The sequence below is a fragment of the Allobrachymonas sp. genome, assembly GCF_041912815.1.
Taxonomy (GTDB): domain Bacteria; phylum Pseudomonadota; class Gammaproteobacteria; order Burkholderiales; family Burkholderiaceae_C; genus Brachymonas.
This window is the reverse complement of the sequence record NZ_JAYRLV010000012.1, coordinates 33,610-58,111: the sequence shown is the minus strand read 5'-3', so window position 1 is coordinate 58,111 and position 24,502 is coordinate 33,610. Positions and strand designations below refer to the sequence as shown.

Sequence of the window (24,502 nt, the reverse complement as noted above, 5' to 3'; positions counted from 1 at the left end):
GGCGTCAGAAATCGACGTCGAACACCTGGTTTGCATCGGTGCGGCGCATCACGCCGACCTTGTAGGCCGCAATGTCCTGTTCTTGCGGCGAGGCCTGGGTCTTGGAGATGTTGAGCCATTTCTCCATGAACTTCAGCGGGTTGTGCGCGGGCAGCGTGTAGCGCTCGGTGCTCAGGCCCAGTAACTGGTAGACATCCTTGGCGCAGTACAGCGTCCAGGCACCCAGGCGGTCGGCGTTCATGCCCACGAGTTCGCGGCCGTCGGAGAACAGGTAGTCGATCCAGCGCAGCTCGCTCTCGATGACTTCCTCGATCATTTTTTCGATGCGCTCACGGCATTGCGCAAAGGCGGCCTGGCCGCGTTCGGTGGTAAGCTCGTTTTTCAGCACGGCGCGGTCGAGTTCGACGTGGATTTCCAGCTCGTCCTGCGCGATCTTCTGGATCGCCTTGCCGATGGGCTGGAACAGTCCGGTGTCGCAGATGGCGAAGGTCACGGCGAAGCTCGCCATGAACTGGATGCGCTCCATGCACAGCAGTGCGACGATGGTCATGAACACCGCGTTGTAGGTGTCTTGATCGTTGGGCAACAGGCCGACGGCGTACCGGTGCGAGGCCAAATAGCCTTCGCCGAAAGCGCGCCCCACTTCCTCCAGCCGCTCGTGCGCTTCCTGCACGCGCAGGATTTCGCCCAAGATGACGCTGGGGTCGTCGAAAGAGTTGCGCACGATCTCAGAGTAGGTCGCGGCGTGCACCACCTCGTTGTCGGAAATGCGCTGCCAAGCCGCCCACAGTTCGCTGGAGGTGATGAAGGGCGCCAGCACCGGGGCGATGGCGCGGGAGGTCACTGAATCGGCCTCCCACTGCCAGGCCAGGGTCTTGATCATCATGTCGTAGGTGGCACGCGAACAGGACTTGAAGTCGGCGTTGCACGAGGAGTAGTCGAACTCGTTCTCGTCCCAGTCCAGCGATTTCTGCGCCTTGTAGATCTTCCAGATCTCGGGGTAGTGGCGGTTGACGGTATCGAACAGGCCCGGGCGCTGACCGAGCAACAGTTGGGGCTTCTGGTAGTCGGTCTTGTCGTAGTTGAAGACGGTCTCAAGCATGGTGGGGCTCCTGGGGCTCAGAGGGTGCAGGCTTCGCACTCGCTGTCGCTGTCCTCAGCATCAGCGGCCGTGGACGCCGTCGGCTCGGTGGCGCTGGCATGAGGCAGGTCGGCCACGGCCTGCATGCCGTTGGATGTCTTCTGGTTCATGTAGTACTTGGACTTCAGGCCCAGCTTGACGCGGTAGAGGTAGTCCTCGATCAGCTCGCTCGATGCAATGGACGCGTCGCCGATCACGCGGCGGTAGAAGTCGGCCGAGATGCCCTGGTCGGTCCACTTCTGCATGATGGCGTACATCTCGGTCATGTCCTTGGTCGGGATGTCCCAGGCGCTCTGGTACTGGTCGGCCAGGGTGTCGCCATCGGGTGCGGCCCAGTAGTTCACGCGCTGGTTGTCGGTCTTGATCAGCGTGAGCTCGCGCACCGGGTACAGGCCGTTGGTGGTGCCCGAGGCATTGGCCGAGGTTTCGGTGGGCATGTGCGCCACCAGCACGGAATTGCGGATACCACCATTGGCCACGATGTCGCGGCGCAGGGCTTCCCAGTCGTAGCGCAGGCCGAAGGGCGCGATCTTGTCCACGTGCGGGCTGCAGGTGTCGAGCGGCAGCCAGCCTTCGGGCCAGCGGGTCTTGTGCATCCAGGGGGCGTTGCCCAGTTCCTTGCCCAGCTTCAGGCTGGCGCGCAGCAGGTGGTAGTAGTGGCGTTCCGCCACGTCGTGCAGGAACTGCTTGCCGGCCTGGTCGGTGTAGCGCTTGCCGTTCCTGGCCATCAGGTGCGCCAGGCCGAGAATGCCCACGCCCGCGTTCAGGCGCTTGCGCGAGGTCACGCCCACCTGCGGCAGCTCGTAGTGCGCCAGGTGGATGCACTTGTCGATCATCAGCAGCGCGTAGTAGGCCACCTCGGCGTACTGCTCCTCGCTCTCGATGTTGGAGACGACGATGCCGGCCAGGTTGCAGGTGGCCACCTCGGGCGAGCTGCGGCGCACGATGGCTTCGACGGGCTGCTCGTCGAGCACGTCACCCGGCTGGAGGTCGGTGGGCCAGACCGGGCCACGCTGGGTGGGCACCTGGGCCTTGCCCGGAATCTCGCGGCGCGTGCCATCGATGAACTGCACCTCGACGCTGGAGATGTCGTCCTCGGCGTACAGCTCGGTGATGTGGTTGTAGGCCTCGGTCGGCAGGGCGATCTCGGCGCACAGGTTGGACGAATAGATCCGGTCCTTGAACGGCGTGTGCCGGTTCATCTCGCTGATGTTGTGCTCGTAGACACGGCCGGTCTCGTTCCACTCGTTGCTGGCCGTGATGAGCAGCTCGCGCGCGCTGACCCAGGTCTTGGGGAAGTTCTCGTCCGCCGCATGGCGTTCATAGAGGGCTTCGAAACGCGCCTCGTCGCCGCTGTACAGGGCGTCGTAGAGCTCGGGCGCGGTGAAGCAGTTGAACAGGAAGATGTCTTCGTTACGCGCCACCTTGCGCGCGAAGAAGCGGTTGCCGCCCCAAGAATAGTCCATACCGCGGATCTTCTTGTCCTCGGTGGACATGGGGTTCTTCAGCCGCAGCAGCGTGTCCACCTCGGGGTCGAAGATCGGGAAATAGGTGGTGCAGGCGCCGCCACGGCCGTTCTGCAGGTTGGACTTGACCTCGGCCACCAGCGCGCGAAAGTACGGCAGCTTGCCCTGGTGGCGGATCACGCCGCCGCGCACCGGGTCGTTGACCGAGCGCGTGCCCATGTGCGCACCAATGCCCGCGCTCATGTAGGTCATGGTGTTGGCAATGTGGTTGCCCACGGCGATCGAGCGTGCGTTGTCGCCCGTGGTGTACAGGCAGCAACTGGCGTAGCCGCGCAGCGGTGTGCCCAGGTTGACGTGGTTGGGCGTGGGCGCGTTGATGCGGTTCTTGGACAGGTGTTCGTAGAAGCGCTGCACATCGCGCATGCGGCGCTCGCGCGGCTGGTCCACCGCCAGCGCCATGGCCATGCGCATGTAGATGAACTGCGGAGACTCGTAGTACAGGCCCTGCACCCGGTCGGCGATGGCGTACTTGGTCAGGTGGGTGTGCAGTTGGTAGTGCGCGTACTCGAAGTCGCGCTCGTGGTCGATCCACTCCTGGATCACTGCGTACTCGGACGCGGAGTACGCCAGCACCTCCATCAGGCCCAGTTGCTGCAGCTTGCGGTGCAGCTCCAGCACCGTGGGTCGGGCGTTGCGGTAAAGGTCCTTGCGGATCAGCGTGGCGTACAGGCGCCCGGCCATGCGGTTGTAAGACCAGGAGTCGAAGTTCAGACAGGTGCGGATGAGCTGCTGCTGCAGTTCACGAGACGTGGCCGTGGTAGACATGGCCGAGACGGCTTCGAGCACGGCCGACGGCCAGTCCACCGCGTCGCCCAGGGTCTGGGCCGCCCACTGGCCCCACTGGTTGAGTTTGAAGGGCGTGAAAGGCTCTGAGTGGCCGTCGCGCTTGATGATGGTTTCCAGCATGAGCGTGTGTCCCATGTGCGCAGCTGCCAGGACCGGAAACTCCCGCAGCGCTGACTGATACACCTGCTCCCTCGCACAGGGCCATGCAGTGGGCTCACACGACGAACGCTCGCAACCGGACACAACGCCCGGTCTGCAGCGTGCTCTTCCCGCGAAAGCACTCACTTGCACCTGGGGCCATCGCTCTACGGAGGATTGGCGCCAGGTGTGTCGGCAGGTCTTCGGACTTCGCAGACACGGTCCTGAACTCTCAGGCCCACCTACTCCGCTCCACTTCCCAGGCCATGAAGACCCAGTGTCATTCGAGCGCTTCGTTTCTGCTTACCGCTGCGGGGCAGTTCCGGACTTGCACCGGATTCCCTCTTGCGATTTACCCTATCAGGGCAAATACCGACAAACACAATATACAGTGTTTTTTGCACCTACCAGACACTACCTATAGTGTTTCGGCGTGTTTTGACCCAGAGCAAACTGGGCAGACAAAATCACTTCCAGGCTCGCTGCGCAGACACACAGGCGGTCATCCTTACTCCGCCCCGTAGGGGGAAAACCGGCTGCGGTTCTCGTCCACGTCCAGCGGCTTGCCGATGAACGGGAACGCCCGCTGCGGGCAGCGCTCGCGTTCACACACCTTGCAACCCATGCCGATGGGCGTGGCCAGGTCGGGGTCGCTCAGGTCCAGACCCTTGGCGTAGACCAGTCGCGGCGCGTGCCGAATGTCGCAGCCCAGGCCGATGGAGAAAGTCTTGCGCGGGGAGCCGTAGCCGTGCCGGCCGCGCGAGACCGAACGCGCAATCCACAGGTAGGTGCGCCCGTCGGGCATGCGGGCAAGCTGCGGCAGGATGCGGTCGGGCTGGCCGAAGGCCTCGTAGACGTTCCACAGCGGACAGGTGCCGCCTGTACGGCTGAAGTGGAAATGCGTAGCCGACTGTCGCTTGGAGATGTTGCCCGCGCGATCCACCCGCACGAAGAAGAAAGGGACGCCAGGAGCCCCCAAGCGCTGCAGGGTACTCAGGCGGTGGCAGACAGTCTCGAAACCCACGCCGAAGCGCTGTCCCAGCAGGTCGATGTCGTAGCGCATCGATTCGGCCGCCTGCAAAAACTCACCATAAGGCAATACCAGCGCACCCGCAAAGTAGTTGGCCAGGCCGATGCGCGCCAGCCGATGCGCGGCGGCGTCGGTGTCGAACGGTGGCACGGCGATCAGCGCATCGAGGGCGTCGCCGGCCTCGATCAAGGCCAGTTGCGTGGCCAGCTGAAAGGCCTGCTGGCCGGGCTCAAGCGCCTCGGACAGGTACAGGGTCTTGCGGCCCGCGTCGTAGCGGCGCTTGAGCTCCTGCACATCGTCGGAATGCACTACACGCACGCCGTGCTGACGCTTGAGCCGCTGCACCAGCCAGCCGACCAGGTGCGCCCCTCGCCCCCCGGCCTCGGTTGCCAGTGCTTCGGCCGCCCGGTCCAGTCCATCAAAGTGGTTCTGGTGCGCAAAGAAGAAGTCCCGCACCAGTTCGAACGGCATGGCGCGGGGAACGACCATTTCCGAGCGGTCGTCGCCCACCTGCAAGGCCATGGTCTCGACGCGCTCGGCGATTTCCAGGTTCTTCTGATGCAGTCTGACCAGTGCCCGGGCCACGGCCGGCATCTGCACGGCCAGCTCCCGCAGTTCCGGCAGCGTCACCGGCTCCGGCGCATCCACCAGTGCCTCCTGCAGCGCCGCAACCAGACGGGCCTCCTGGTCCTCGGAAAACTCCTGAACATCGACGCCCAGGGCACGGCTGATCTTGAGCAGCACCGCCACGGTCAGTGGACGCTGATTCTGCTCCAACTGGTTCAAGTAACTGGGCGAGAGACCCAGGGCTTGGGCCATCGCGATTTGCGACATGCCACGTTCGGCACGCAGCCGCCGAAGCCGCACCCCCATGAAAGTCTTGCGTGTCATTCAGGTCGCTCTCGAAAATTCGCAATATTTGCAAAAACAGCCAAAACATTCGCATTCATTGGCTATTTCAGTCCTGTACAGCAGCTTATCACGAAGCGAAGATTGCAAATATTCAACCATCAAACAAGGACATAGAATGAAGTGGACACAGCACCTGAACGCCGACCCGATGCACCAGGACATCGCTGCGAGCGCGCCTTCGGGCGCCGATGGGGTCCGGCTTGATCAGCTCACACTGACCGAGCTGGTGCTACCCGAACAGTCGAACCACTACGGCACCCTGTTCGGCCCGAACGGTCTGGCTTTGTTGGGCAAGGCCGCCTATCTGGCGGCGACCCGATACACGCGCCAGGCCGTGGTGATGGCAGGCGCCACACGCATCGAGTTCCTGCGCCCGGTGCCTGTGGGCGCCATTCTCAAGATCCATGCGCAGATCGTGCGGGTGGGCAAGACCTCGATGACCGCGCGCATCAGCGCGAACTTCGACACAGCCCCCGGCACCCGGGCAGAAGGTGTGCTGCGTGGCGATTTCGAGATGGTCACGGTGGACGAACACGGTCGCCCTGTGGCCGTCAGCGCACCGCATCTGAACCCCGAGCAACTGACCGAACAGACCCTGGCCGCTGCGCGCGGCTGATTCACCGCCTTCTCCACACATCCCTTTTCACAGGACCCACCATGAGCGAGACAAACACCCCCTTCAAACCCAAAAAATCGGTGGCCCTGTCGGGCGTGACCGCCGGCAACACCGCGCTGTGCACCGTCGGCCGCAGCGGCAACGACCTGCACTACCGCGGCTACGACATCCTGGACATCGCCGAGGTCTGCGAGTTCGAAGAGATTGCCCACCTGCTGGTACATGGCAAGCTTCCTACCCGCGCCGAACTGCGCGCCTACAAGGCCAAGCTCAAGGCGATGCGAGGCCTGCCCGCCAGCGTGAAGGATGCGCTGGAGAAGCTGCCCGCCAGCGCGCACCCGATGGACGTGATGCGCACCGGCGTCTCGGCGCTGGGTTGCGTGCTGCCCGAGAAGGACGACCACAACCTGGCCGGCGCACGCGACATTGCCGACCGGCTGATGGCCAGTCTGGGCTCCATGCTGCTGTACTGGTACCACTGGAGCACGCAGGGCAAGCGCATCAACGTGGAGACCGACGACGACTCCATCGGCGGCCACTTCCTGCACCTGCTGCACGGCGAAAAGCCATCGGACACCTGGGTGCGCGCCATGCACACCTCACTCAACCTGTACGCCGAACACGAGTTCAACGCCAGCACCTTCACCGCGCGCGTGATCGCCGGCACCGGTAGCGACATGTATTCCAGCATCGCCGGCGCCATCGGCGCGCTGCGCGGCCCCAAGCACGGTGGCGCCAACGAGGTGGCCTTCGAAATCCAGAAGCGCTACGACAGTCCGAATGAGGCCGAGGCCGACATCCGACGTCGCGTGGACGCCAAGGAGGTCGTGATCGGCTTCGGCCACCCGGTCTACACCGTCAGCGACCCGCGCAACGTGGTCATCAAGGGTGTAGCCAAGAAGCTGTCCGACGAGGCGGGCAGCACCAAGATGTACGACATCGCCGAACGGCTGGAATCGGTGATGTGGGAGGTCAAGAAAATGTCCCCCAACCTCGACTGGTTCAGCGCCGTCAGCTACCACATGATGGGCGTGCCCACCGCCATGTTCACGCCGCTGTTCGTGATCGCCCGCACCAGCGGCTGGGCGGCCCACGTGGCCGAGCAGCGCATCGACAACAAGATCATCCGCCCCTCGGCCCACTACACGGGGCCGGAAGACCAGAAGTTCGTGCCCATCGAAGAGCGTCAGTGAAACTTGAGCCCGGCAGCACGTCTGCGGCCGGCACGCCCGCCCACGAACAAGACACCTATGAATCCCCGACATCGAAAGAACCTGCCCGGCACCGCGCTGGACTACTACGACGCTCGCGAAGCCGTCAACGCCCTGCAACCCAGTGCCTGGGACGGCCTGCCCTACACCGCCCGCGTGCACGCGGAAAACCTGGTGCGGCGCGCCGACCCGGCGCAACTGGACGGCTACCTGCGCCAGCTGATCGAGCGCCAGCGTGAGATCGACTTCCCCTGGTTTCCGGTGCGCGTGGTGTGCCACGACATCCTGGGCCAGACGGCGCTGGTGGACCTGGCCGGCCTGCGCGACGCGATTGCGAAAGAAGGAGGCGACCCGGCGGCCGTGAATCCGGTGGTGCCGGTGCAGCTCATCGTGGACCACTCCCTGGCCGTGGAGTGCGGGGGCGACGACCCCTATGCCTTCATCAAGAACCGCGAGATCGAGGACCGCCGCAACGAGGACCGCTTCCACTTCATCGAGTGGACAAAGAAGGCGTTTGCCAACGTGGACGTGATCCCGGCTGGCAACGGCATCATGCACCAGATCAATCTGGAGAAGATGTCGCCCGTCGTGTACGTCCAAGATGGCTTGGCCTTCCCCGACACCTGCGTCGGCACGGACAGCCACACGCCGCACGTCGATGCGCTGGGCGTGATCGCCATCGGCGTCGGCGGCCTGGAAGCCGAGAACGTGATGCTGGGCCGCGCCAGCTGGATGCGCCTGCCCGACATCGTGGGCGTCGAGCTGACCGGGCGGCGCCAACCGGGCATCACCGCCACCGACATCGCTCTGGCGCTGACCGAATTCTTGCGCCAGGAAAAGGTGGTCGGCGCCTACGTGGAGTTCTTCGGCGCGGGGGCGGACAGCCTGACCATCGGCGACCGCTCCACCATCTCCAACATGTGCCCCGAGTACGGCGCCACCGCCGCGCTGTTCTACATCGACCAGCAAACCATCGACTACCTGCGCCTGACCGACCGCGCGCCCGAGCAATTGGAGCTGGTGGAAACCTACGCGAAGCAGGCCGGGCTGTGGAGCAGCACCCTCAAGGACGTGCAGTACGAGCGCGTGCTGCACTTTGACCTCTCCACCGTGGTGCGCAACATGGCCGGCCCCAGCAACCCGCACCGCCGCCTGCCGGTGACGGCGCTGGCCGAGCGCGGCATTGCCGACGCCGCCAAGCTGACCGCCGGCCGCGCCGACGAAGCACAAGGGCTGATGCCCGATGGCGCCGTCATCATCGCCGCCATCACCAGCTGCACCAACACCAGCAACCCGCGCAACGTGATAGCCGCCGCCCTGCTGGCGCGCAACGCCAACCGGCTGGGGCTGACCCGCAAGCCCTGGGTGAAATCCTCGCTCGCGCCCGGCTCCAAGGCCGTCGAGCTGTACCTGAAAGAGGCTGGACTGCTGGACGATCTGGAAAAGCTGGGCTTCGGCATCGTCGCCTTTGCCTGCACCACCTGCAACGGCATGAGCGGCGCGCTCGACCCTGCCATCCAGCAGGAGATCATCGACCGCGACCTGTACGCCACCGCTGTCCTCTCAGGCAACCGCAACTTCGACGGCCGCATCCATCCATACGCCAAGCAGGCCTTCCTGGCCAGTCCTCCGCTGGTGGTCGCCTACGCCATCGCGGGCACGGTGCGCTTCGACATCGAGCAGGACGTGCTGGGTGTGGTGAACGGCCAGGCGATCCGCCTGAAAGACCTGTGGCCCAGCGACGAGGAAATCGACACCGTCGTGGCGGCCGCCGTCAAGCCCGAGCAGTACCGTGCGGTCTATGGGCCGATGTTCGCCATCCGCGCCGATAGCGGCGAGAAGGCCAGCCCACAGTACGACTGGCGCCCCCAGTCCACCTACATCCGTCGCCCGTCCTATTGGGACGCCGAAGGCGTGGGCGCACTGGCGGCCTACCCGCGCACGCTCAAGGCCATGCGCCCGCTCGCCCTGCTGCCCGACAACATCACCACCGACCACCTCTCGCCGTCCAACGCCATCCTGGCCGACAGCGCGGCGGGTGAATACTTGGCGAAGATGGGCCTGCCGGAGGAGGACTTCAACTCCTACGCCACGCACCGCGGCGACCACCTCACCGCCATGCGCGCCACCTTCGCGAATCCGCAACTGGTCAACGAAATGGCCGTGGTGGACGGCCAGGTGAAGAAGGGCTCACTGGCCCGCGTCGAACCCGAGGGCCAGGTGGTGCGCATGTGGGAGGCCATCGAGACCTACCTCAACCGCCGTCAGCCATTGATCATCATCGCCGGGGCCGACTACGGCCAGGGCTCCAGCCGCGACTGGGCCGCCAAGGGCGTGCGTCTGGCCGGAGTCGAGACCGTGGTGGCCGAGGGCTTCGAGCGCATCCACCGCACCAACCTGATCGGCATGGGCGTGCTGCCGCTGGAGTTCAAGCCCAGCGTGAACCGCCTGACGCTGCAGCTGGACGGCACCGAGACCTACGATGTCGAAGGCCAGCTCACGCCGCGCGCCGACCTCACGCTGCTGATCCACCGACGGAACGGCGAGACGGATCACGTGACCGTCACCTGCCGTCTGGACACGGCCGAGGAAGTCTCGGTGTACGAAGCCGGTGGCGTGCTGCAGCGCTTTGCGCAAGACTTCCTGGCCACGACCCGTTCCCCCGCACAGGAGGCACACGCATGAGCACCCGAACAAGTTCAGTTCCGCAGATCAGGATTGCTGCCACTTATATGCGCGGCGGTACCAGCAAGGGCGTGTTCTTCCGCCTGCAAGACCTGCCTGAGCGCTGTCAGGTGCCCGGCGCCGCACGCGACCGCCTGTTCCAGCGCGTCATCGGTAGCCCCGACCCCTACGCCGCGCAGATCGACGGCATGGGCGGTGCCACATCCAGCACCAGCAAATGCGTGATCCTGAGCAAAAGCGCGAGGCCCGGTCACGACGTGGACTACCTCTACGGCCAGGTCGCCATCGACAAGGATTTTGTGGACTGGTCGGGCAACTGCGGCAACCTGTCCACGGCGGCCGGCGCGTTTGCCATCCACGCCGGCTTCGTCGATGCGGCCCGCGTACCGCGCGACGGCGTGTGCACGGTCCGCATCTGGCAGGCCAACATCGGCAAGACCATCATTGCACACGTGCCGGTCTCGGGCGGACAGGTGCAGGAGACGGGCGAGTTCGAACTCGATGGCGTAACCTTTCCCGCCGCCGAGATCGTGCTGGAGTTCATGGACCCGTCCGACGACGGCGATGAAGGCGGAGCCATGTTCCCGACCGGAAACCTGGTGGACGACCTCGTCGTGCCCGGCGTCGGGACCTTCAAGGCCACCATGATCAGCGCCGGCATTCCCACGGTGTTCGTCAACGCCGCCGACATCGGCTACCAGGGAACCGAGCTGCGCGAGGACATCAACAGCGACCCGGCGCAGCTGGCACGCTTTGAGCAGATCCGCGTGGCGGGCGCGATGGGCATGGGGCTGATCCACACGCCCGAAGAGGCCACCACGCGCCAGCACACGCCCAAGATCGCCTTCGTCGCCCCGCCCCGGCGCTACACCGCGTCCAGCGGCAAGCAAATCGAGCCTGGCGACATGGACCTGCTGGTGCGCGCCCTGTCCATGGGCAAACTGCACCACGCCATGATGGGCACGGCGGCGGTGGCCATCGGCACGGCCGCGGCCATTCCCGGCACCCTGGTCAACCTCGCTGCCGGTGGCGGCGAACGCCAGAGCGTGCGTTTCGGTCACCCCTCGGGCACGTTGCGCGTGGGGGCCGAGGCCCGGCAGGTGGACGGCCAGTGGCAGGTCACCAAGGCCGTCATGAGCCGCAGCGCCCGCATACTGATGGAAGGCTGGGTGCGCGTACCCGGCGATGCATTCTGAATCCAACTCAAAACACCATGTCCACCCGAAAAAAACTCAAAGCCCTAGCAGAAGCGCGCCGTGGCGTACTCGTTCCCGGTGCGTTCAACGCGCTGTCCGCCAAGGTCATCGAAGACCTGGGTTTCGAGGCCATCTACGTCACTGGCGCTGGCGTCACCAACATGTGGTTCGGCATGCCCGACCAGGGTTTCATGGGTCTGGCCGAAATCGCTGACCACACAGCCCGCATCCGGGACGCCGTGTCCCTGCCAATCATCGTGGATGCCGACACCGGCTTTGGCAACGCGCTGAACGTACGCCACACCGTGCGCACACTGGAACGCGCCGGTGCCGACTGCATCCAGTTCGAGGATCAGGTTGCCCCCAAACGATGTGGGCATTTCTCCGGCAAGGAAGTCATCTCCACCGAAGAGGCCGTCAGCAAGATCAAGGCCGCCGTCGATGCGCGGCATGACCCGCACCTGATGATCATGGCGCGCACCGACGCCGCCGCCACCCACGGCTTCGAAGCCGCGGTGGAGCGCGCGCAGCAGTTCGCCGAGGCCGGTGCCGACATCCTGTTCGTCGAGGCCGTGACCAAGGCCGACGAGGTGCGTGCCCTGCCCCAGCGCCTGGCCAAGCCCCAGCTGATGAACATGGTCATCGGTGGCCGCACGCCCATCTTCAACGCCACCGAACTCGGCGAGCTGGGCTACGGCATCGTGCTCTACGCCAACGCCGCGCTGCAGGGCGCGGTGGCCGGCATGCAGAAGGCGCTGACTGTGCTGCGCGACAACAAGGAAGTGCAAGAATCCAGTGGTCTGGTCGCCGCGTTCTCCGAACGCCAGAGATTGGTGGGCAAACCCGAGTGGGACAAGCTGGAGCAGCAATACAGCTGAATACGCAGCCGATGACCGCAGCACCGCTTCAATCACAGGCGCTTTGCGAACAGCTTGCCGAACGCATTCGCGGGCAGATTTGCCGTCGAGAAATTCAGCCTGGAGAAGCTGTCGACGAGGCAGCATTGGTTGCGCACTACGGTGTCAGCCGAACACCCGTGCGGGAGGCGCTGCGCATCCTGCAGCACGAAGGCTTGCTCACGGCTCGGATACGAAGAGGCATGTTCGTGTCCACTCTCAGCCCGGAAGAGTACGAAGAGGCTCGGGAACTCAGTCGACTACTTCGTGGATTTGTCAGAGAGCGTTGCGGACACGCCACTCCGCCCGAAGGCTCACTTTCCCACGCTCTTCTGACCTTGATCGAGTCTCGACTTCATCTGAATCCCTCAGGAAGCGAGGCCTACTGAGCCATCAGCCAGGCAACGACCATGGAGCTTCGACACCTACGTTGTTTCCTGGCTGTAGCCGAAGAGCTGCATTTCGCGCGTGCTGCTGCTCGCCTGCATATCGAACAGTCACCGCTGTCCCGGACAATCAAAGAGTTGGAAGAGGATCTAGGTGCCCGCCTCTTCGACCGCAACACTCGCAGCACACGGCTGACCCGTGCAGGACTAGCGCTCCTGGAGCACGTACCCCGAGTGTTTGCGGCGGTGACACAGGCTCGCGACAGTGTGCGTGCTGCGTCGTCGGGGTTTCAGGGGGCGGTCTCCAATCTGAAGTGCAACACCTCCGTCCTGAGGTAAGTTGTCACGATGAGCACCCGATACCGCCACTTGCAACCTGAAGAGCGCCTGACCCTCGCTTCCTTGCTCCAGCAAGGCTGGAGCCTGCGGCGCATTGCTCAGCAGTTGGGGCGCAGCCCCAGCACCTTGAGCCGCGAGGTGACCCGCAACCGCAGTGGCGATGCCTACTGGTCTGCCCCCGCTCAGAGCCTGTGCCAGCAGCGTCGCATCGCCTCTCGCCCCCTGCCCAAGCTGCATGCCGACGGGGCGCTGTGGCATGTGGTCACCGATCTGTTGCTGCGCCGCTGGTCTCCTCAGCAAATTGCCCGCACACTGCGGCGCATGCATCCTGATGATTCCTCCCAGCGTGTGGGCCATGAGACGCTCTACAACGCGATCTATGCCTATCCCCGTGGTGAGCTGCGCAGCCAGCTCATCGCCTTGCTGCGCCAAGGCAAGAGCACACGCCGCCCTCGCAGTGGCGGTGAAGACCGCCGGGGCAAGCTGCCCGAGATGGTCAGCATCCATGTGCGTGCGCCCGAAGTCGATGACCGCCTGATGCCGGGGCACTGGGAGGGCGATCTCATCAAGGGCGAGGGCAACCGCTCCGCAGTGGGTGTTCTTGTGGAGCGCAGCTCCCGTCTGGTGCTGCTGTGCAAGATGCCCGATGCCACCGCTGCCTCAGCCCTGGCCGCCTTCAGCGCCAAGCTCAACCAGATCGCCCAGCCTCTGCGCCAGACGCTCACCTACGACCAGGGCAAGGAGCTGGCCTGTCATCGCGAGCTGACTCAAGCCACCGGGGTGAAGATCTACTTCTGTGATCCCCACAGTCCTTGGCAGCGCGGCTCATGCGAGAACACCAACGGCTTGTTGCGCCAGTTCTTGCCCAAGGGCACTGACCTGTCGGTGCATGACCAGGACATGCTGGACTCCATCGCAGATCTGATGAACAACCGGCCACGCCAGACCTTGGACTGGAACAGCCCCTACCAGACCTTCAGGCAGTTCATGCGGGACATCCAACAGGCCAAGACCGCTACCATCCACTGATCGAAGTCACTGCAGTTCCATCACAGTGTTGCACTTCAGATTGGAGACCGCCGTATCAATAAATATTGCTGCGGTGCGGGAATCTGAGTAAATGTTCCAACATGTGACTGATTTAAACAAAAAATGACGTTTCGGGGAATTTTTCACCAACTCAGGTCATTATTTTTTCACACTGTTTAATTCGTCACATTACGTTACTAACCTTTTCAGTATTGCACAAATTCGGTGCAAGTCCTTGAAACCCGTACGTTTTTTCCCGTCTGATCGCCCATGGATCCCCTCTTTCCGTTACCCCTTGCCGGCGATTGGGGGAGCTGGTCATCGGCCTGACACTGGCCTCGACTTCTGCGAAATCTCACTTTTCTACCGAGTTCTGCAGATGTCGGGTGTCTGGAATGAGCCATCACCCTTTTCGCTTGAGTTCACCCCCCAATGGAGGTTCATCATGAAAAAGCTTGCTCTCATCGCCGTCGCAGTTTCTGCCACTGCAGCCTTCGCCAGCGGGTCCGGCCATTCCGGCGGCGGCACGCCCCCCGCTCCTTCCACCCCCACGCCCTACATCGCCATCAATGCGCCTTCGGTGCAGGCGGTGGCTGCGGTGCAGTCCGGCATCCTCAACAAGTCCTCGGGCGGCTATTCGCTGGCGACCCAGAACCTGTCGACCAATGCCGGCAACGTGACGGTCAATGCACCCCAGATGCAGCTGACCGCCATGCGGAACTCGGCCGTGGTCAACTCCTCCACTGGCGGCTACAGCACGGCGGCCCAGAACCTCTCCACCAATGTGGGCCATGTGGACATCAACGGCCCCTCGCTGCAGCTGACCGCGCTGGCGAATTCCTTCGTGGGCAACTTCTCGTCGGGCTCGTACTCCAAGGCGGTCCAGAACCTGGCCACCAACAACGGATGCACGAGCTGCAACTGACCGTGGTCGGCTGACGTGAGCTCAAGGGCGCCCCTGTGTCCCGTCCAGACATATGGGCGCCTCTTGTCCTGACTCTTTGCAGATCGAGGAGCACATCATGCATCCCACTCCTACTGTGTCACTGTATCTGGCCGGGGGATGCCTCCTGGCGGGGCTCTCCATGCAGGCAATGGCGGCTCCGGGCGAGGACACCATCTATCTCAACCGGCCGGTGCAGTATCTGTCGCTGCCGAGCGGTGGCACCGCCAAATCCACCGACATTCAGAACAAGACCGACATTCCCGACTGGCTCAAGGCCAAGGTGTCCCGCTACGAGGCCAAGGCCTATTCAGCCACGGCCAATGACGGCTCCATGTTCACCGACGCCAACGTGATCACCAGCACGGCAGGCGAAGGGGTGCAGAAGTCCTGCCTGCAGGAAGTGGGCAACAGCACCTCCAGCAGCAGCACTCCCTTCAGCCGGCTCGGCAGCAACCAGCAGATCGTGGTGCTGAGAGGCGACCTGGTGAACGTCTGCCGATAAGGCAGCCTGCAGGGGAAGTGCCGCCTCTTCCCTCTTTCTTGTTTCCTCTTTCCCCCCGGAGCCCTGTCCGCCTGCATGCCTGGTGGCCAGGCGAACGGAGGGCCCCCTTTTCCGACCATTCCGGCCTGAAGCGTGCGCGCACGCGAAGAGAGTCATCATGGAAAACGCCCTCCTGCCCCCTGGAGCTGCTGCGCGGCTCCCCCTGTCTCCCTGGTCCACGCTGCGCCTGGGCAGCCTGCTGGCGTCGGGTGCCGTGCTTGGCGCCTGTGCCCCAATGAATCCGGCCGTGGATGCCGGCTACCAGTCCTATGCCAACGTGGCGGCCCGCCCGGTGGTGCGGCCGGTGCGCTCCATCTCCAGCTTCTCGGATTCGCTCATGTGCATGGACCGCCTGTTCCAGGAAGCCCATGTGCCGCCCACGCTCATTTCGAGCAAGACCATTCCGGACTATTCCGGCAAGGTGCCGGTGGCCACCAAGGAGATGATCCAGACCTCCCTGTCGCAGATGTCGCGCATCAGCAATGCCTTCCGCTACGTGGACTACGAGGTCAACATCGCCCAGCAGGACACGGTGCAGAACCTCACCACCATCCTGCTCAACAACGGCCAGATGCAGCTGCAGCGCCCCGCGCTGTATGTGTCGGGGGCCGTGGCCTTCGTGGATCAGGGCGTGCTCAGCAACCACATCGACGCCGGCACGTCGGCAAGCCGTCTGGAAACCGGCATCAGCCGCACCCGCAATGCCAACATCATCGGCCTGGAGCTGCATCTGGGGGACTTCAAGTCACGCACGCTGATTCCCGGGATGGACTCGGCCAACGAAGTGGCCATCGGCAGCGGTGGACAGGGACTGGATCTGGCCGGCGCCATCGGCAAGACGGGGTGGAAATTCAACGTCGGGCGCGATTACAGCCAGGGTACGGGCAGTGCCATTCGCACGCTCGTGGAGCTGGCCATGATCGAGCTCACCGGCAAGTGGGCGCGCGTGCCGTACTGGCAGTGCCTGACGCTGGAGCAGACGCACCCCGAGTTTCAGCACCAGCTGCGCATGTGGTATGACGAGGGCAGCCCCTCCTACCGCCAGACCATGGTGCAGCATTCGCTCATGCGGCAGGGCTATCTGCCCACCGGCTCGGCCATCCTGCCGGCCAACAGCCCGGTGCTGCGCGAGGCGATCGGCAAGTTCCAGGCCGATCGCGGGCTGGTGGTGACCGGCGAGATCGACTACACCACCTATGACCGCGCCCTGCGCAACTTCGTGGGCATGGCCGCCGACGGCTCCATCGAACGCATCGGCTGGAACGCGCTGGCAGCCCCCACCCCACCCCGGCAGGATGCGCCGCGCACGCTGCAGATTTCGCTGCAGATCGAGAACCCCGTCCCGGACAAGACGACCTTCCCCTCCGGCACCCAGCTCTTTCTCTCGACCCGTGTCTCGCGCAGTGCCCATCTGTACTGCTTCCATTCCAGCCCGCAGGGCAACGTGATCCGGCTGCTGCCGAACCAGTCGAACCCCTCGTCCTCTGTCTCGGCCAACACCACGATCCGCATCCCGGACTGGATGTCGCCCAACCCGCCCTTTGTGCTCGATACCGGCACGCCGGGTACCGAATCGGTGATCTGCCTGGCCACCCCGGATGAGGCCATGGAGCGGTTGCCGGCGGCGTTCCGGGTTCCGCCCCTGACCCTGGTACAGGGTGTGCAGGGTGTGCAGGGGGTCGAGACCCAGTTTGCCTCCGCCTTCGGCAAGAACGGCTATACCGCCCAGACACTGCACTGGAACGTGGTGCCTGCCGCCCCCGCCCCGAAGCGCTGACACGCTGCCCCGAGCCACCTCTCCCGCCTGGAGCGCACAACCATGCACGCCCTCGCCTTCTGCCGCCGTATGGCTCTCCCCCTCTCCGGGGGCAGTCAGCGCACTGTTCTTCCGTCGACGGGGCTTCGACCACGCCACGGGCTGGGACTGGGACTGACCCTGTGCCTCCTGACGAGCATGGCAACGCATCCCGGCTGGACGCAACCCGCGACACACGCCGATGCCGCCACAGAGCCCCCCATTCGGCTGATTCATGCCAGCCCCCTGCCGCAGCCTGCAGCCGGCCCCTCCGATCAGGACATCGCCCAGCGGCTGTCCGCCCTCATGCAGCAGGCCGACCGCGCAGCCACCCTGCACGGAGCCGCCCGTTCGGCAACGGAATCCCGCTCCGCCGCCCAGGCGGCCTGGACCCTGGGGCTGATCCATCTGCACGGGGCCGGGGTTCCACAGAACCGCATGCAGGCCCAGCGGTGGTTCATGCAGGCCGCTGCCGGGGGATTTCCTCTGGCCCAGGCCGGGCTGGCCTGGTGTGCCATGGACGGCTGCAGTGGCCCGCCGGATCTGGAGGCGGCAGACGCAGCCATTGCAGCGCTGCACCCATCCGCGCCGGCACGGGCCGCCTTTCTGGCCTGGCTGGTGGAAGGACGCCGCGCCCGGAACCAGCCCTCGCAGCAGCTCGCCCCCGGGCGCTCCCCCCTGCTGCTTGCAGCGGCACAGGGAGGCGAAGTCCATGCACTCAATGCGCTCGGCATCGATGCCGCCCTGCACGGACAGGACGCCGTGGCCGAGGGCTACTTCCGCCGTGCGGCGCCGGGCTCGCCGGCTGCCCGCGCCAACCTGGAGCGCCTGACCCGCAGGCCATCGGCCCGCGACAGCACCGTCAGCCGCCCCACGTCCACCTCGGGCGAAGCCCATGCCTCGGCCGATGCGCTCTACCAAAAGGCACGTGCCTTGCACCGGGGCATCGGCCGCACGCCGAACTACAGCGAGGCCCTGCGCCTCTACGCCAAGGCGGCATCCCGGGGCAGCGTGGCGGCACAGCGCATGCTGCAGCTCATCTACGCGCGTCCTGCCCCGCAGGGCGGCGTCGACATTCTGTGGATGCAGCAGCTCGCGCAGGTCGATCCGGGCGTGGTCCCCTCCAGCGCCATCGTGCCGGACGGTGTACAGATCTGGCAGCGCGAACCCACCCCCCTCTACGACCTGCTGCCCACCTTCTGGCAGCAGCTCGTGGGCGAGGTGAGCCGCGGTGGCTAGAAGCGAGCCGGCACCTTCGCGCCAAGCAAGCGGCAACCGTGTGTGAAGGCACCGCAGGAACGGGGCCAATCGAGTACACAATAGGGGTTTTACATGCTGCTCCGGGCCGCCTGCCGGCACGGGACAGACCTCCCTGGTTCTCACCTCCATGTCCATGTCTGCGGTCTTCAACTTCACCTTTGTGCCCTGGTTCCGGGCGGTTGCACCCTACATCCACATGCATCGCGGCAAGACCATGGTGGTCGGCGTTCCGGGCGAGGCCATCGCCGCCGGCAAGCTGCCCAACGTGGTGCAGGATCTGGCCCTCATCAAGAGCATGGGCGTGAAGATCGTGCTCGTGCACGGCTTCCGCCCGCAGGTCAACGAGCAGCTGCGTGCCAAGGGCGAGGAGCCCCGCTATTACAAGGGCATCCGCATCACCGACGGCGTGGCACTCGACAGCGCGCTGGAAGCCGCCGGACAGCTGCGCTACGAAGTCGAGGCCGCCTTCAGCCAGGGCCTGCCCAACACGCCCATGGCGGGTGCCACCGTGCGGGTGATCTCGGGCAACTTCCTCACGGCGCGGCCCGTCGGCATCGTGGACGGGGTGGACTACAAGCATTCCGGGCTGGTGCGCAAGGTCGATTCCAGCGCCATCCAGTCCATGCTCGACCAGGGGGCGCTGGTGCTGCTTTCTCCGCTCGGCTTTTCTCCCACCGGCGAAGCCTTCAACCTCAACATGGAGAACGTGGCCACCGAGGTCGCCAGCGAGCTGCACGCCGACAAGCTCATCTTCCTCACCGAGATCGGCGGCCTGCGCCAGCGGCCCCTCGATCCCGAGAGCGAGGACAACCCGGTCGACACCGAACTGTCGCTGGCCGATGCCCAGCGGCTGCTGACCAGGCTCCCCGCCCCCGAACACCCCAACGATCTCGCGTTTTATCTCCAGTACTGCGTCAGGGCCTGCATCAAGGGCGTGGAACGCAGCCACATCGTGCCCTACTCGGTGGATGGCTCCATCCTGCTGGAGATCTACACCCACGACGGCATCGGCACCATGGTCGTGGACGAAAAGCTGGAGAACCTGCGCGAGGCCACCATCGAGGACGTGGGCGGCATCCTGCACCTGATCGAGCCGTTCGAGCAGGACGGCACGCTCGTCAAGCGCAGCCGCACCGAGATCGAGCGCGATGCGCACCTCTACACCATCATCGAACACGATGGGGTGATCTTCGGCTGCGCGGCCCTCTACCCCTATGCCGAGGACAGCACGGGCGAAATGGCCTCCGTGACCGTGAGCCCCGCCGTGCAGGGCCAGGGCGACGGTGACAAGCTGCTGCGCCGCATCGAGCAGCGCGCCCGGGCAATGGGGCTCAAGAGCATCTTTGTGCTCACCACGCGCACCATGCACTGGTTCATCAAGCGCGGCTTCCAGGTGGTCGATCCCTCCTGGCTGCCCGAGGCACGCAAGCGCAAATATAACTGGGACCGCAAAAGTCAGGTTTTGGTCAAAAAACTGTAACGGCGGCCCCAATAGTCCTAAAATCCCAAGGGATATTTCCACTCGCTAAGGAGCTCCCCTATGGCCACCTCTTCCAAGTCCCCCACGGCCTCCCAGGACAAACCCCGCCTCGCCCGATCCGGAGATGTGGTGCTGGGCAAGACAGCCCCCCGCAACATCGACCGCGTGGCCACCCGCGAGGCGGAAGACTCCGCGCTCACCCGCCGCGAAGTGGCCATCGAACAGATCCTGGAGAAGGCAGAGGACAAGGTATCGGCCATGCAGACCCTGCTGAGCCGCGCCTCCAAGGACGAGGTGGCAGCCCTGCGCCGCATGCTGGCGGAATCCGGCACCGGCAGCAAGACCATCAAGGTCTCCCCGGATGACGAACTCGCGCCCAACTGGCGCAAGGGCGGCTATCCCTACAAGAACCTGATGATCCGCAAGAACTACGAGAAGCAGAAATACAAGCTGCAGGTCGAGTTGCTCAAGCTCCAGGCATGGGTCAAGCAAACGGGTGCCCGCGTCGTGATCGTCTTCGAAGGACGCGACGCTGCCGGCAAGGGCGGCGCCATCAAGCGCTTCATGGAACACCTCAACCCCCGTGGCGCGCGCGTGGTGGCCCTCGAAAAGCCCACCGACGAGGAACGCGGCCAGTGGTACTTCCAGCGCTACGTCAAGAACCTGCCCACCAACGGCGAAATCGTGCTGTTCGATCGCTCCTGGTACAACCGCTCCGGAGTGGAGCGTGTCATGGGGTTCTGCTCGGACGAGGAATACCAGGAATTCATGCTGCAGGCGCCCCTGTTCGAGCGCATGCTCACCCGCAGCGGCATCCATCTCTTCAAGTTCTGGTTCTCGGTGAGCCAGGACGAACAGCGCCGCCGCTTCAAGGAACGCGAGCTGCACCCCCTCAAGCAGTGGAAGCTCAGCCCCGTGGACAAGGCCAGCCTCGACAAGTGGGACGACTACACCCGCGCCAAGGAAGCCATGTTCTTCGAGACCGACACGGTGGATGCACCCTGGACCGTCATCAAGAGCGATGACAAGAAGCGCGCCCGCCTCAACGCCATGCGCTATGTGCTCAACAAGGTGCCCTATTCCAACAAGGACACCGACAACATCGGCACGCTCGACACCCTGCTCGTCGGCCGTGCCAACAACATCTACGAAACCGGCGAGCATCCGATGGGCGAGGTACGCCCGCTCACGACGCCGCTGGCTCCCGTCAAGCGCTGATCATGCTGCAGAGATCCGGGAAGGGGCGCTGCCCTTTCCCGGGTTCTCTCTTTCGAGCGACCCCGCTGTGGCAGTGAGGTCGCTTTTTTGTCTCTGGACGTCGGTGCCGCAAGGTGCATGCGCTCCCGCCGCGCAGCAGCCTGTGTCCTCTCAGGCCCTGGGGCCGTCGATGATCTCGGCCGCAGCCCGGAAGCCCTCCACCGCCGCCGGAATGCCGCAGTAGATGCTTGCGTGGAGCAGCACTTCCTGGATTTCCTGCACCGTGGCGCCGTTGTGCAGGGCGCCGCGCACATGGCCTCGCAGCTCCTGCGACTTGCCCAGTGCGGTCAGCATGGCAATGGTGACGAGGCTGCGTGTCTTGAGATCCAGTCCCTCCCGCTGCCAGGTGTCACCCCAGGCGTTGCGGGTGATGTAGTCCTGCAGCGGTGCCGTGAACTCGGTGAGCCCGCTGAAAGCCTTCTCCACAAAGGCGTCTCCCATGACGCGCTTGCGCATGGCCAGACCCTGGTCGAAATCCTTGCCCTGGGGGGTACTCATCGGAAAACTCCTGCAATCAATGAATGGTGAGTAAAACGGAACGGAACGGAACGCATCCGCATCCATATCGGCATGCTCGGCATGCGGATACAAACGCGACAGATTCCGATTCTAGAACCCTGCCCGCGCATGCCCCTTCACCCTTGCCCGTACCTCTGCCCCCGGCGCACTTCTCGCACCGGTGCTGCAAAGCTGCTACGCTCGCCCCACACGGCTGCACGCAGTCCCCCTCGCGGCCTCTGCGTGCAGCGCCGTGGCTGCGATCTCCGTTCTTCCTGTGGGGGACGTGGCGTTTTGTTCAGTTTCGGATGTCGTCCCTGCCTCCACTCACCGTCTCAGTCACTGCGCTGGCTGCCTTCTGCCGGGAAGGCGACCTGGATCATCGTTACGCGCCGGGCCCCTCCGCGCTCGAAGGCATGGAAGGCCACCGCACGGTGGCGGGGCGGCGCAGCGGCGAATGGGACACCGAAGTTGCGCTGGAGCTGGCCCACGGCCCCCTTCTCGTGCGGGGGCGGGCCGATGCGTGGTCACGCACTCTCGCCACGGTGGAAGAAGTGAAAACCCACAAAGGGTCCTGGGAGCGCATTCCCGCAGCCCAGCAGGCGCTGCACTGGAGCCAGGCCCGACTCTATGCCCACATGCTGTGTGTGCAGCACGGACTTGCCTCCATCCGGGTCTGTCTGCGCTACCACGACCTGCTGCGTGACCGCGACACCGTGCTCGAACGCACCTGCGAAGCCAGCGAGCTGGCCACCGATTTTGCAGCCCTGTGCGCACGCTATACCGCCTGGGGCGAACAGGAAGCACTGCACCGCGAAGCACGCACCCAGGCCCTGCGGACCCTGGCATTTCCGCTGGCGCGCATGCGGCTTGGGCAGCGTCAGCTCGCCGAGAACGTCTACACCGCCGCGCGTCGGGGCCGGGTGCTGCTGGCCGAAGCCCCTACCGGAGTGGGCAAAACGCTTGGCACCGTGTTTCCCATGCTCAAGGCCATGGGCGAGGATCTGGTGGACCGCCTGTTCTTTCTGACTGCCAAGACCACCGGCCGCACTCTGGCGCTCGATGCACTGGCCACGGTGCGCCAGGCCAGTTCCCCCGCCATTCCCCTGAGAGCACTGGAACTCAGCGCCAAGGACCGGGTATGCCCCCATCCCGGTACGCCCTGTCTGGGAGCCACATGTCCGCTGGCACAGGGCTTCTACGACCGCCTGCCTGCCGCCCGCCAGGCGGCCATCGATGCCGCTGCCGGCGCTGTGCTCGACCGCCAGACCCTGCAGACCCTTGCCGATGCCCATGCCATCTGCCCCTACTACCTGACCCAGGAGCTGGTGCAGTGGGCCGACGTGGTGGTGGGCGACTACCACTACCACTTCGACACCACCGCCCTGCTGCCTGCCCTGACCCAGCAGGAAGGCTGGCGCACTGCAGTGCTCGTGGACGAGGCCCACAACCTCGTCGACCGGGCACGCGACATGTACAGTGCCGCGCTGCAGGCGGGCGATCTGCGGCGCCTGCAGCGCAGCCTCCCCACCCCTCTCAGGCGGGCCGTGGGCAGCGTGCGCAAAGAGTGGAACCGCGTCCTGGCCCACGCCCGTCCCGGCTACCAGACCTGCGAGCCCGACGATGCCCTGCATGCGCGCATCCAGGATCTGGTGGCACGCATCACACGCCATCTGGCCGATGCCCCCGAAGCCCTCGCGGGCGAGGCGCTGGATGCCTTCTTCATGCTGGTGGCCTATGCGGGCGCCATCGAGCGCTTCGGCCCCCATTCCATCGCCGATCTGGTCTGCCCTGCCGACGCGCCGCCGCCGGTCGATCTGGCGGGCGCCGCCCCTGAACGCCCTGTGCGCGGCTTCCTGCCCGGCACGCTCACGCTGCGCAACGTGATCCCGGCGCCCTTCGTGCAGGAAAGGCTCCGCCACGCCCACTGTGCGGTGCTGTTCTCGGCCACCCTGCGTCCCATGGATTTCTATGCCGACATGCTCGGGCTGCCGGCCAGTCACGTGCGGCTGCAGGCCCCTTCGCCCTTCCGGGCCGACCAGCTGCAGGTGGACATCCTGCCACTGTCCACGCGCTGGCAGGACCGGGAAGCCTCGGTGGCTCCGCTGGTTCAGGCCATGGCCACGCGCCTGGCTGCACGACCTGGCAACTACCTCGCGTTCTTCAGCAGCTTCCGCTACCTCGATGCCGTGCGCGTGCATCTGACCGCCACCCATCCCGACCTTCCGGTCTGGACGCAGACGCCGGGCATGGACGACGCAGCCCGCGCCGCGTTTCTCCACCGTTTCCAGCCCGGCGGATCGGGCATCGGCTTTGCCGTGCTCGGGGGCGCCTTCGGCGAAGGGGTGGACCTGCCGGGCGAGCGGCTCATCGGGGCCTTCGTCGCCACACTGGGCCTGCCGCCGGTAGACCCGGTTCACGAAGCCATGCGGCGCACCGTGCAACAGGCGCTGGGGCACGGCTTCGACTATGTGTATCTGTACCCCGGCCTGCGCAAGGTCATCCAGGCCTGTGGCCGCGTGGTACGCACCGAGTCCGATGCGGGCTCCCTGCTGCTCGTCGATGACCGCTACCGCGACCTCGCCCGCCGTGGTCTGCTGCCTTCTTGGTGGGGCCTTGCTCCGGTCTGAAGACACCCGGTCTCTGCGGGAAAAGGCGGGAGCCGGACAGCCCGTGCTTGCACACTCTCTTATATATGAGATTGGAATATATACATCATTAAAAAGTAGTTTGAATTGGAATAAAGAAAGGTACATTCCTGATTCCACGAATATTCCGATGCGCCCGCGCTGGTCACCTCCTCGCCGCGTGTGCACAGGTCCCGTCAGAGCCGC

The 24,502-nt window shown here is 64.9% G+C and carries 18 protein-coding genes, 1 pseudogene and 1 riboswitch; of the genes and pseudogenes, 15 read left to right on the top strand and 4 right to left on the bottom strand.

Annotated elements, in window-relative coordinates:
* Positions 1-4: 4 nt before the first annotated feature.
* From ACE3P9_RS09600 to ACE3P9_RS09590, 3 genes are all read right to left on the bottom strand, one after another.
* A complete protein-coding gene (locus ACE3P9_RS09600; RefSeq protein WP_374493686.1) occupies positions 5-1,102 on the bottom strand; it encodes a ribonucleotide-diphosphate reductase subunit beta in 1,098 nt (365 codons plus the stop codon).
* 17 nt (positions 1,103-1,119) lie between these two features.
* Positions 1,120-3,588 carry a ribonucleoside-diphosphate reductase subunit alpha gene (locus ACE3P9_RS09595; protein ID WP_374493684.1) on the bottom strand — a complete coding sequence of 823 codons (2,469 nt, stop codon included), beginning with the start codon at positions 3,586-3,588 and terminating at the stop codon, positions 1,120-1,122.
* Between the two features lie 179 nt (positions 3,589-3,767).
* A riboswitch (cobalamin riboswitch) is annotated at positions 3,768-3,983 on the bottom strand.
* Between the two features lie 116 nt (positions 3,984-4,099).
* Positions 4,100-5,512: a short-chain fatty acyl-CoA regulator family protein gene (locus ACE3P9_RS09590; protein WP_374493683.1), complete on the bottom strand. Its 1,413-nt coding sequence runs from the start codon at positions 5,510-5,512 to the stop codon at positions 4,100-4,102.
* 136 nt (positions 5,513-5,648) lie between these two features.
* Here ACE3P9_RS09590 and ACE3P9_RS09585 point away from each other — a divergent pair, with 136 nt between their 5' ends.
* From ACE3P9_RS09585 to ppk2, 14 genes and pseudogenes are all read left to right on the top strand, one after another.
* A complete protein-coding gene (locus ACE3P9_RS09585; RefSeq protein WP_374493681.1) occupies positions 5,649-6,149 on the top strand; it encodes an acyl-CoA thioesterase in 501 nt (166 codons plus the stop codon).
* Positions 6,150-6,190: 41 nt separating this feature from the next.
* Positions 6,191-7,342 (top strand): 2-methylcitrate synthase, encoded by a 1,152-nt coding sequence (prpC, locus tag ACE3P9_RS09580; protein ID WP_374493679.1) that lies wholly within the window; start codon positions 6,191-6,193, stop codon positions 7,340-7,342.
* A 57-nt stretch (positions 7,343-7,399) separates the two neighbouring features.
* Complete coding sequence (gene acnD / locus ACE3P9_RS09575) at positions 7,400-10,045, top strand: Fe/S-dependent 2-methylisocitrate dehydratase AcnD (protein WP_374493676.1); 2,646 nt, start codon at positions 7,400-7,402, stop codon at positions 10,043-10,045.
* Entirely contained in the window at positions 10,042-11,241 is a 1,200-nt protein-coding gene (gene prpF / locus ACE3P9_RS09570; protein ID WP_374493674.1) for a 2-methylaconitate cis-trans isomerase PrpF, read from the top strand. The genes acnD and prpF overlap by 4 nt, the downstream gene beginning before the upstream one ends.
* 17 nt (positions 11,242-11,258) lie before the next feature.
* The gene (locus ACE3P9_RS09565; RefSeq protein WP_374493673.1) at positions 11,259-12,119 is read left to right on the top strand and encodes an oxaloacetate decarboxylase; all 861 of its coding nucleotides are present in this window, start codon (positions 11,259-11,261) and stop codon (positions 12,117-12,119) included.
* An 11-nt stretch (positions 12,120-12,130) separates the two neighbouring features.
* Positions 12,131-12,526, top strand: coding sequence for a GntR family transcriptional regulator (locus tag ACE3P9_RS09560; protein ID WP_374493671.1), 396 nt, complete (start codon positions 12,131-12,133; stop codon positions 12,524-12,526).
* A 21-nt stretch (positions 12,527-12,547) separates the two neighbouring features.
* Positions 12,548-12,820, top strand: a pseudogene (locus ACE3P9_RS09555) (LysR family transcriptional regulator); the annotation flags it as partial.
* A 51-nt stretch (positions 12,821-12,871) separates the two neighbouring features.
* Positions 12,872-13,891, top strand: coding sequence for an IS30 family transposase (locus tag ACE3P9_RS09550; protein ID WP_374493669.1), 1,020 nt, complete (start codon positions 12,872-12,874; stop codon positions 13,889-13,891).
* Positions 13,892-14,336: 445 nt separating this feature from the next.
* Positions 14,337-14,816: a hypothetical protein gene (locus ACE3P9_RS09545; protein ID WP_374493667.1), complete on the top strand. Its 480-nt coding sequence runs from the start codon at positions 14,337-14,339 to the stop codon at positions 14,814-14,816.
* Between the two features lie 97 nt (positions 14,817-14,913).
* On the top strand, positions 14,914-15,339 hold the full coding sequence (locus ACE3P9_RS09540) for a hypothetical protein (protein ID WP_374493664.1): 426 nt from the start codon (positions 14,914-14,916) through the stop codon (positions 15,337-15,339).
* A gap of 157 nt (positions 15,340-15,496) precedes the next feature.
* Positions 15,497-17,155 (top strand): DUF4384 domain-containing protein, encoded by a 1,659-nt coding sequence (locus ACE3P9_RS09535; RefSeq protein ID WP_374493662.1) that lies wholly within the window; start codon positions 15,497-15,499, stop codon positions 17,153-17,155.
* A gap of 177 nt (positions 17,156-17,332) precedes the next feature.
* Entirely contained in the window at positions 17,333-18,412 is a 1,080-nt protein-coding gene (locus ACE3P9_RS09530; protein ID WP_374493660.1) for a tetratricopeptide repeat protein, read from the top strand.
* A 154-nt stretch (positions 18,413-18,566) separates the two neighbouring features.
* On the top strand, positions 18,567-19,913 hold the full coding sequence (argA, locus tag ACE3P9_RS09525; RefSeq protein ID WP_374493711.1) for an amino-acid N-acetyltransferase: 1,347 nt from the start codon (positions 18,567-18,569) through the stop codon (positions 19,911-19,913).
* A gap of 60 nt (positions 19,914-19,973) precedes the next feature.
* Positions 19,974-21,131, top strand: coding sequence for a polyphosphate kinase 2 (gene ppk2 / locus ACE3P9_RS09520; protein ID WP_374493659.1), 1,158 nt, complete (start codon positions 19,974-19,976; stop codon positions 21,129-21,131).
* 150 nt (positions 21,132-21,281) lie between these two features.
* Here the strand turns inward: ppk2 and ACE3P9_RS09515 are convergent, their stop codons facing one another.
* Positions 21,282-21,668 (bottom strand): carboxymuconolactone decarboxylase family protein, encoded by a 387-nt coding sequence (locus tag ACE3P9_RS09515; protein ID WP_374493656.1) that lies wholly within the window; start codon positions 21,666-21,668, stop codon positions 21,282-21,284.
* A 308-nt stretch (positions 21,669-21,976) separates the two neighbouring features.
* Between ACE3P9_RS09515 and ACE3P9_RS09510 the strand changes: the two genes are divergently transcribed.
* Positions 21,977-24,298: an ATP-dependent DNA helicase gene (locus ACE3P9_RS09510; protein ID WP_374493654.1), complete on the top strand. Its 2,322-nt coding sequence runs from the start codon at positions 21,977-21,979 to the stop codon at positions 24,296-24,298.
* Positions 24,299-24,502: the final 204 nt, after the last annotated feature.

Excerpts from the sequence above, each read along its gene's own strand:
- acnD (WP_374493676.1), top strand. The coding sequence starts at position 7,400 with ATGAATCCCCGACATCGAAAGAACCTGCCCGGCACCGCGCTGGACTAC.
- prpF (WP_374493674.1), top strand. The coding sequence starts at position 10,042 with ATGAGCACCCGAACAAGTTCAGTTCCGCAGATCAGGATTGCTGCCACT.
- ACE3P9_RS09595 (WP_374493684.1), bottom strand. The coding sequence starts at position 3,588 with ATGGGACACACGCTCATGCTGGAAACCATCATCAAGCGCGACGGCCAC.
- ACE3P9_RS09540 (WP_374493664.1), top strand. The coding sequence starts at position 14,914 with ATGCATCCCACTCCTACTGTGTCACTGTATCTGGCCGGGGGATGCCTC.
- argA (WP_374493711.1), top strand. The coding sequence starts at position 18,567 with ATGTCTGCGGTCTTCAACTTCACCTTTGTGCCCTGGTTCCGGGCGGTT.
- ACE3P9_RS09600 (WP_374493686.1), bottom strand. The coding sequence starts at position 1,102 with ATGCTTGAGACCGTCTTCAACTACGACAAGACCGACTACCAGAAGCCC.
- ACE3P9_RS09590 (WP_374493683.1), bottom strand. The coding sequence starts at position 5,512 with ATGACACGCAAGACTTTCATGGGGGTGCGGCTTCGGCGGCTGCGTGCC.
- ACE3P9_RS09565 (WP_374493673.1), top strand. The coding sequence starts at position 11,259 with ATGTCCACCCGAAAAAAACTCAAAGCCCTAGCAGAAGCGCGCCGTGGC.
- ACE3P9_RS09545 (WP_374493667.1), top strand. The coding sequence starts at position 14,337 with ATGAAAAAGCTTGCTCTCATCGCCGTCGCAGTTTCTGCCACTGCAGCC.
- ACE3P9_RS09515 (WP_374493656.1), bottom strand. The coding sequence starts at position 21,668 with ATGAGTACCCCCCAGGGCAAGGATTTCGACCAGGGTCTGGCCATGCGC.
- ACE3P9_RS09535 (WP_374493662.1), top strand. The coding sequence starts at position 15,497 with ATGGAAAACGCCCTCCTGCCCCCTGGAGCTGCTGCGCGGCTCCCCCTG.
- ACE3P9_RS09585 (WP_374493681.1), top strand. The coding sequence starts at position 5,649 with ATGAAGTGGACACAGCACCTGAACGCCGACCCGATGCACCAGGACATC.
- ACE3P9_RS09510 (WP_374493654.1), top strand. The coding sequence starts at position 21,977 with ATGTCGTCCCTGCCTCCACTCACCGTCTCAGTCACTGCGCTGGCTGCC.
- ACE3P9_RS09550 (WP_374493669.1), top strand. The coding sequence starts at position 12,872 with ATGAGCACCCGATACCGCCACTTGCAACCTGAAGAGCGCCTGACCCTC.
- ACE3P9_RS09530 (WP_374493660.1), top strand. The coding sequence starts at position 17,333 with ATGGCAACGCATCCCGGCTGGACGCAACCCGCGACACACGCCGATGCC.
- ACE3P9_RS09560 (WP_374493671.1), top strand. The coding sequence starts at position 12,131 with ATGACCGCAGCACCGCTTCAATCACAGGCGCTTTGCGAACAGCTTGCC.
- ppk2 (WP_374493659.1), top strand. The coding sequence starts at position 19,974 with ATGGCCACCTCTTCCAAGTCCCCCACGGCCTCCCAGGACAAACCCCGC.
- prpC (WP_374493679.1), top strand. The coding sequence starts at position 6,191 with ATGAGCGAGACAAACACCCCCTTCAAACCCAAAAAATCGGTGGCCCTG.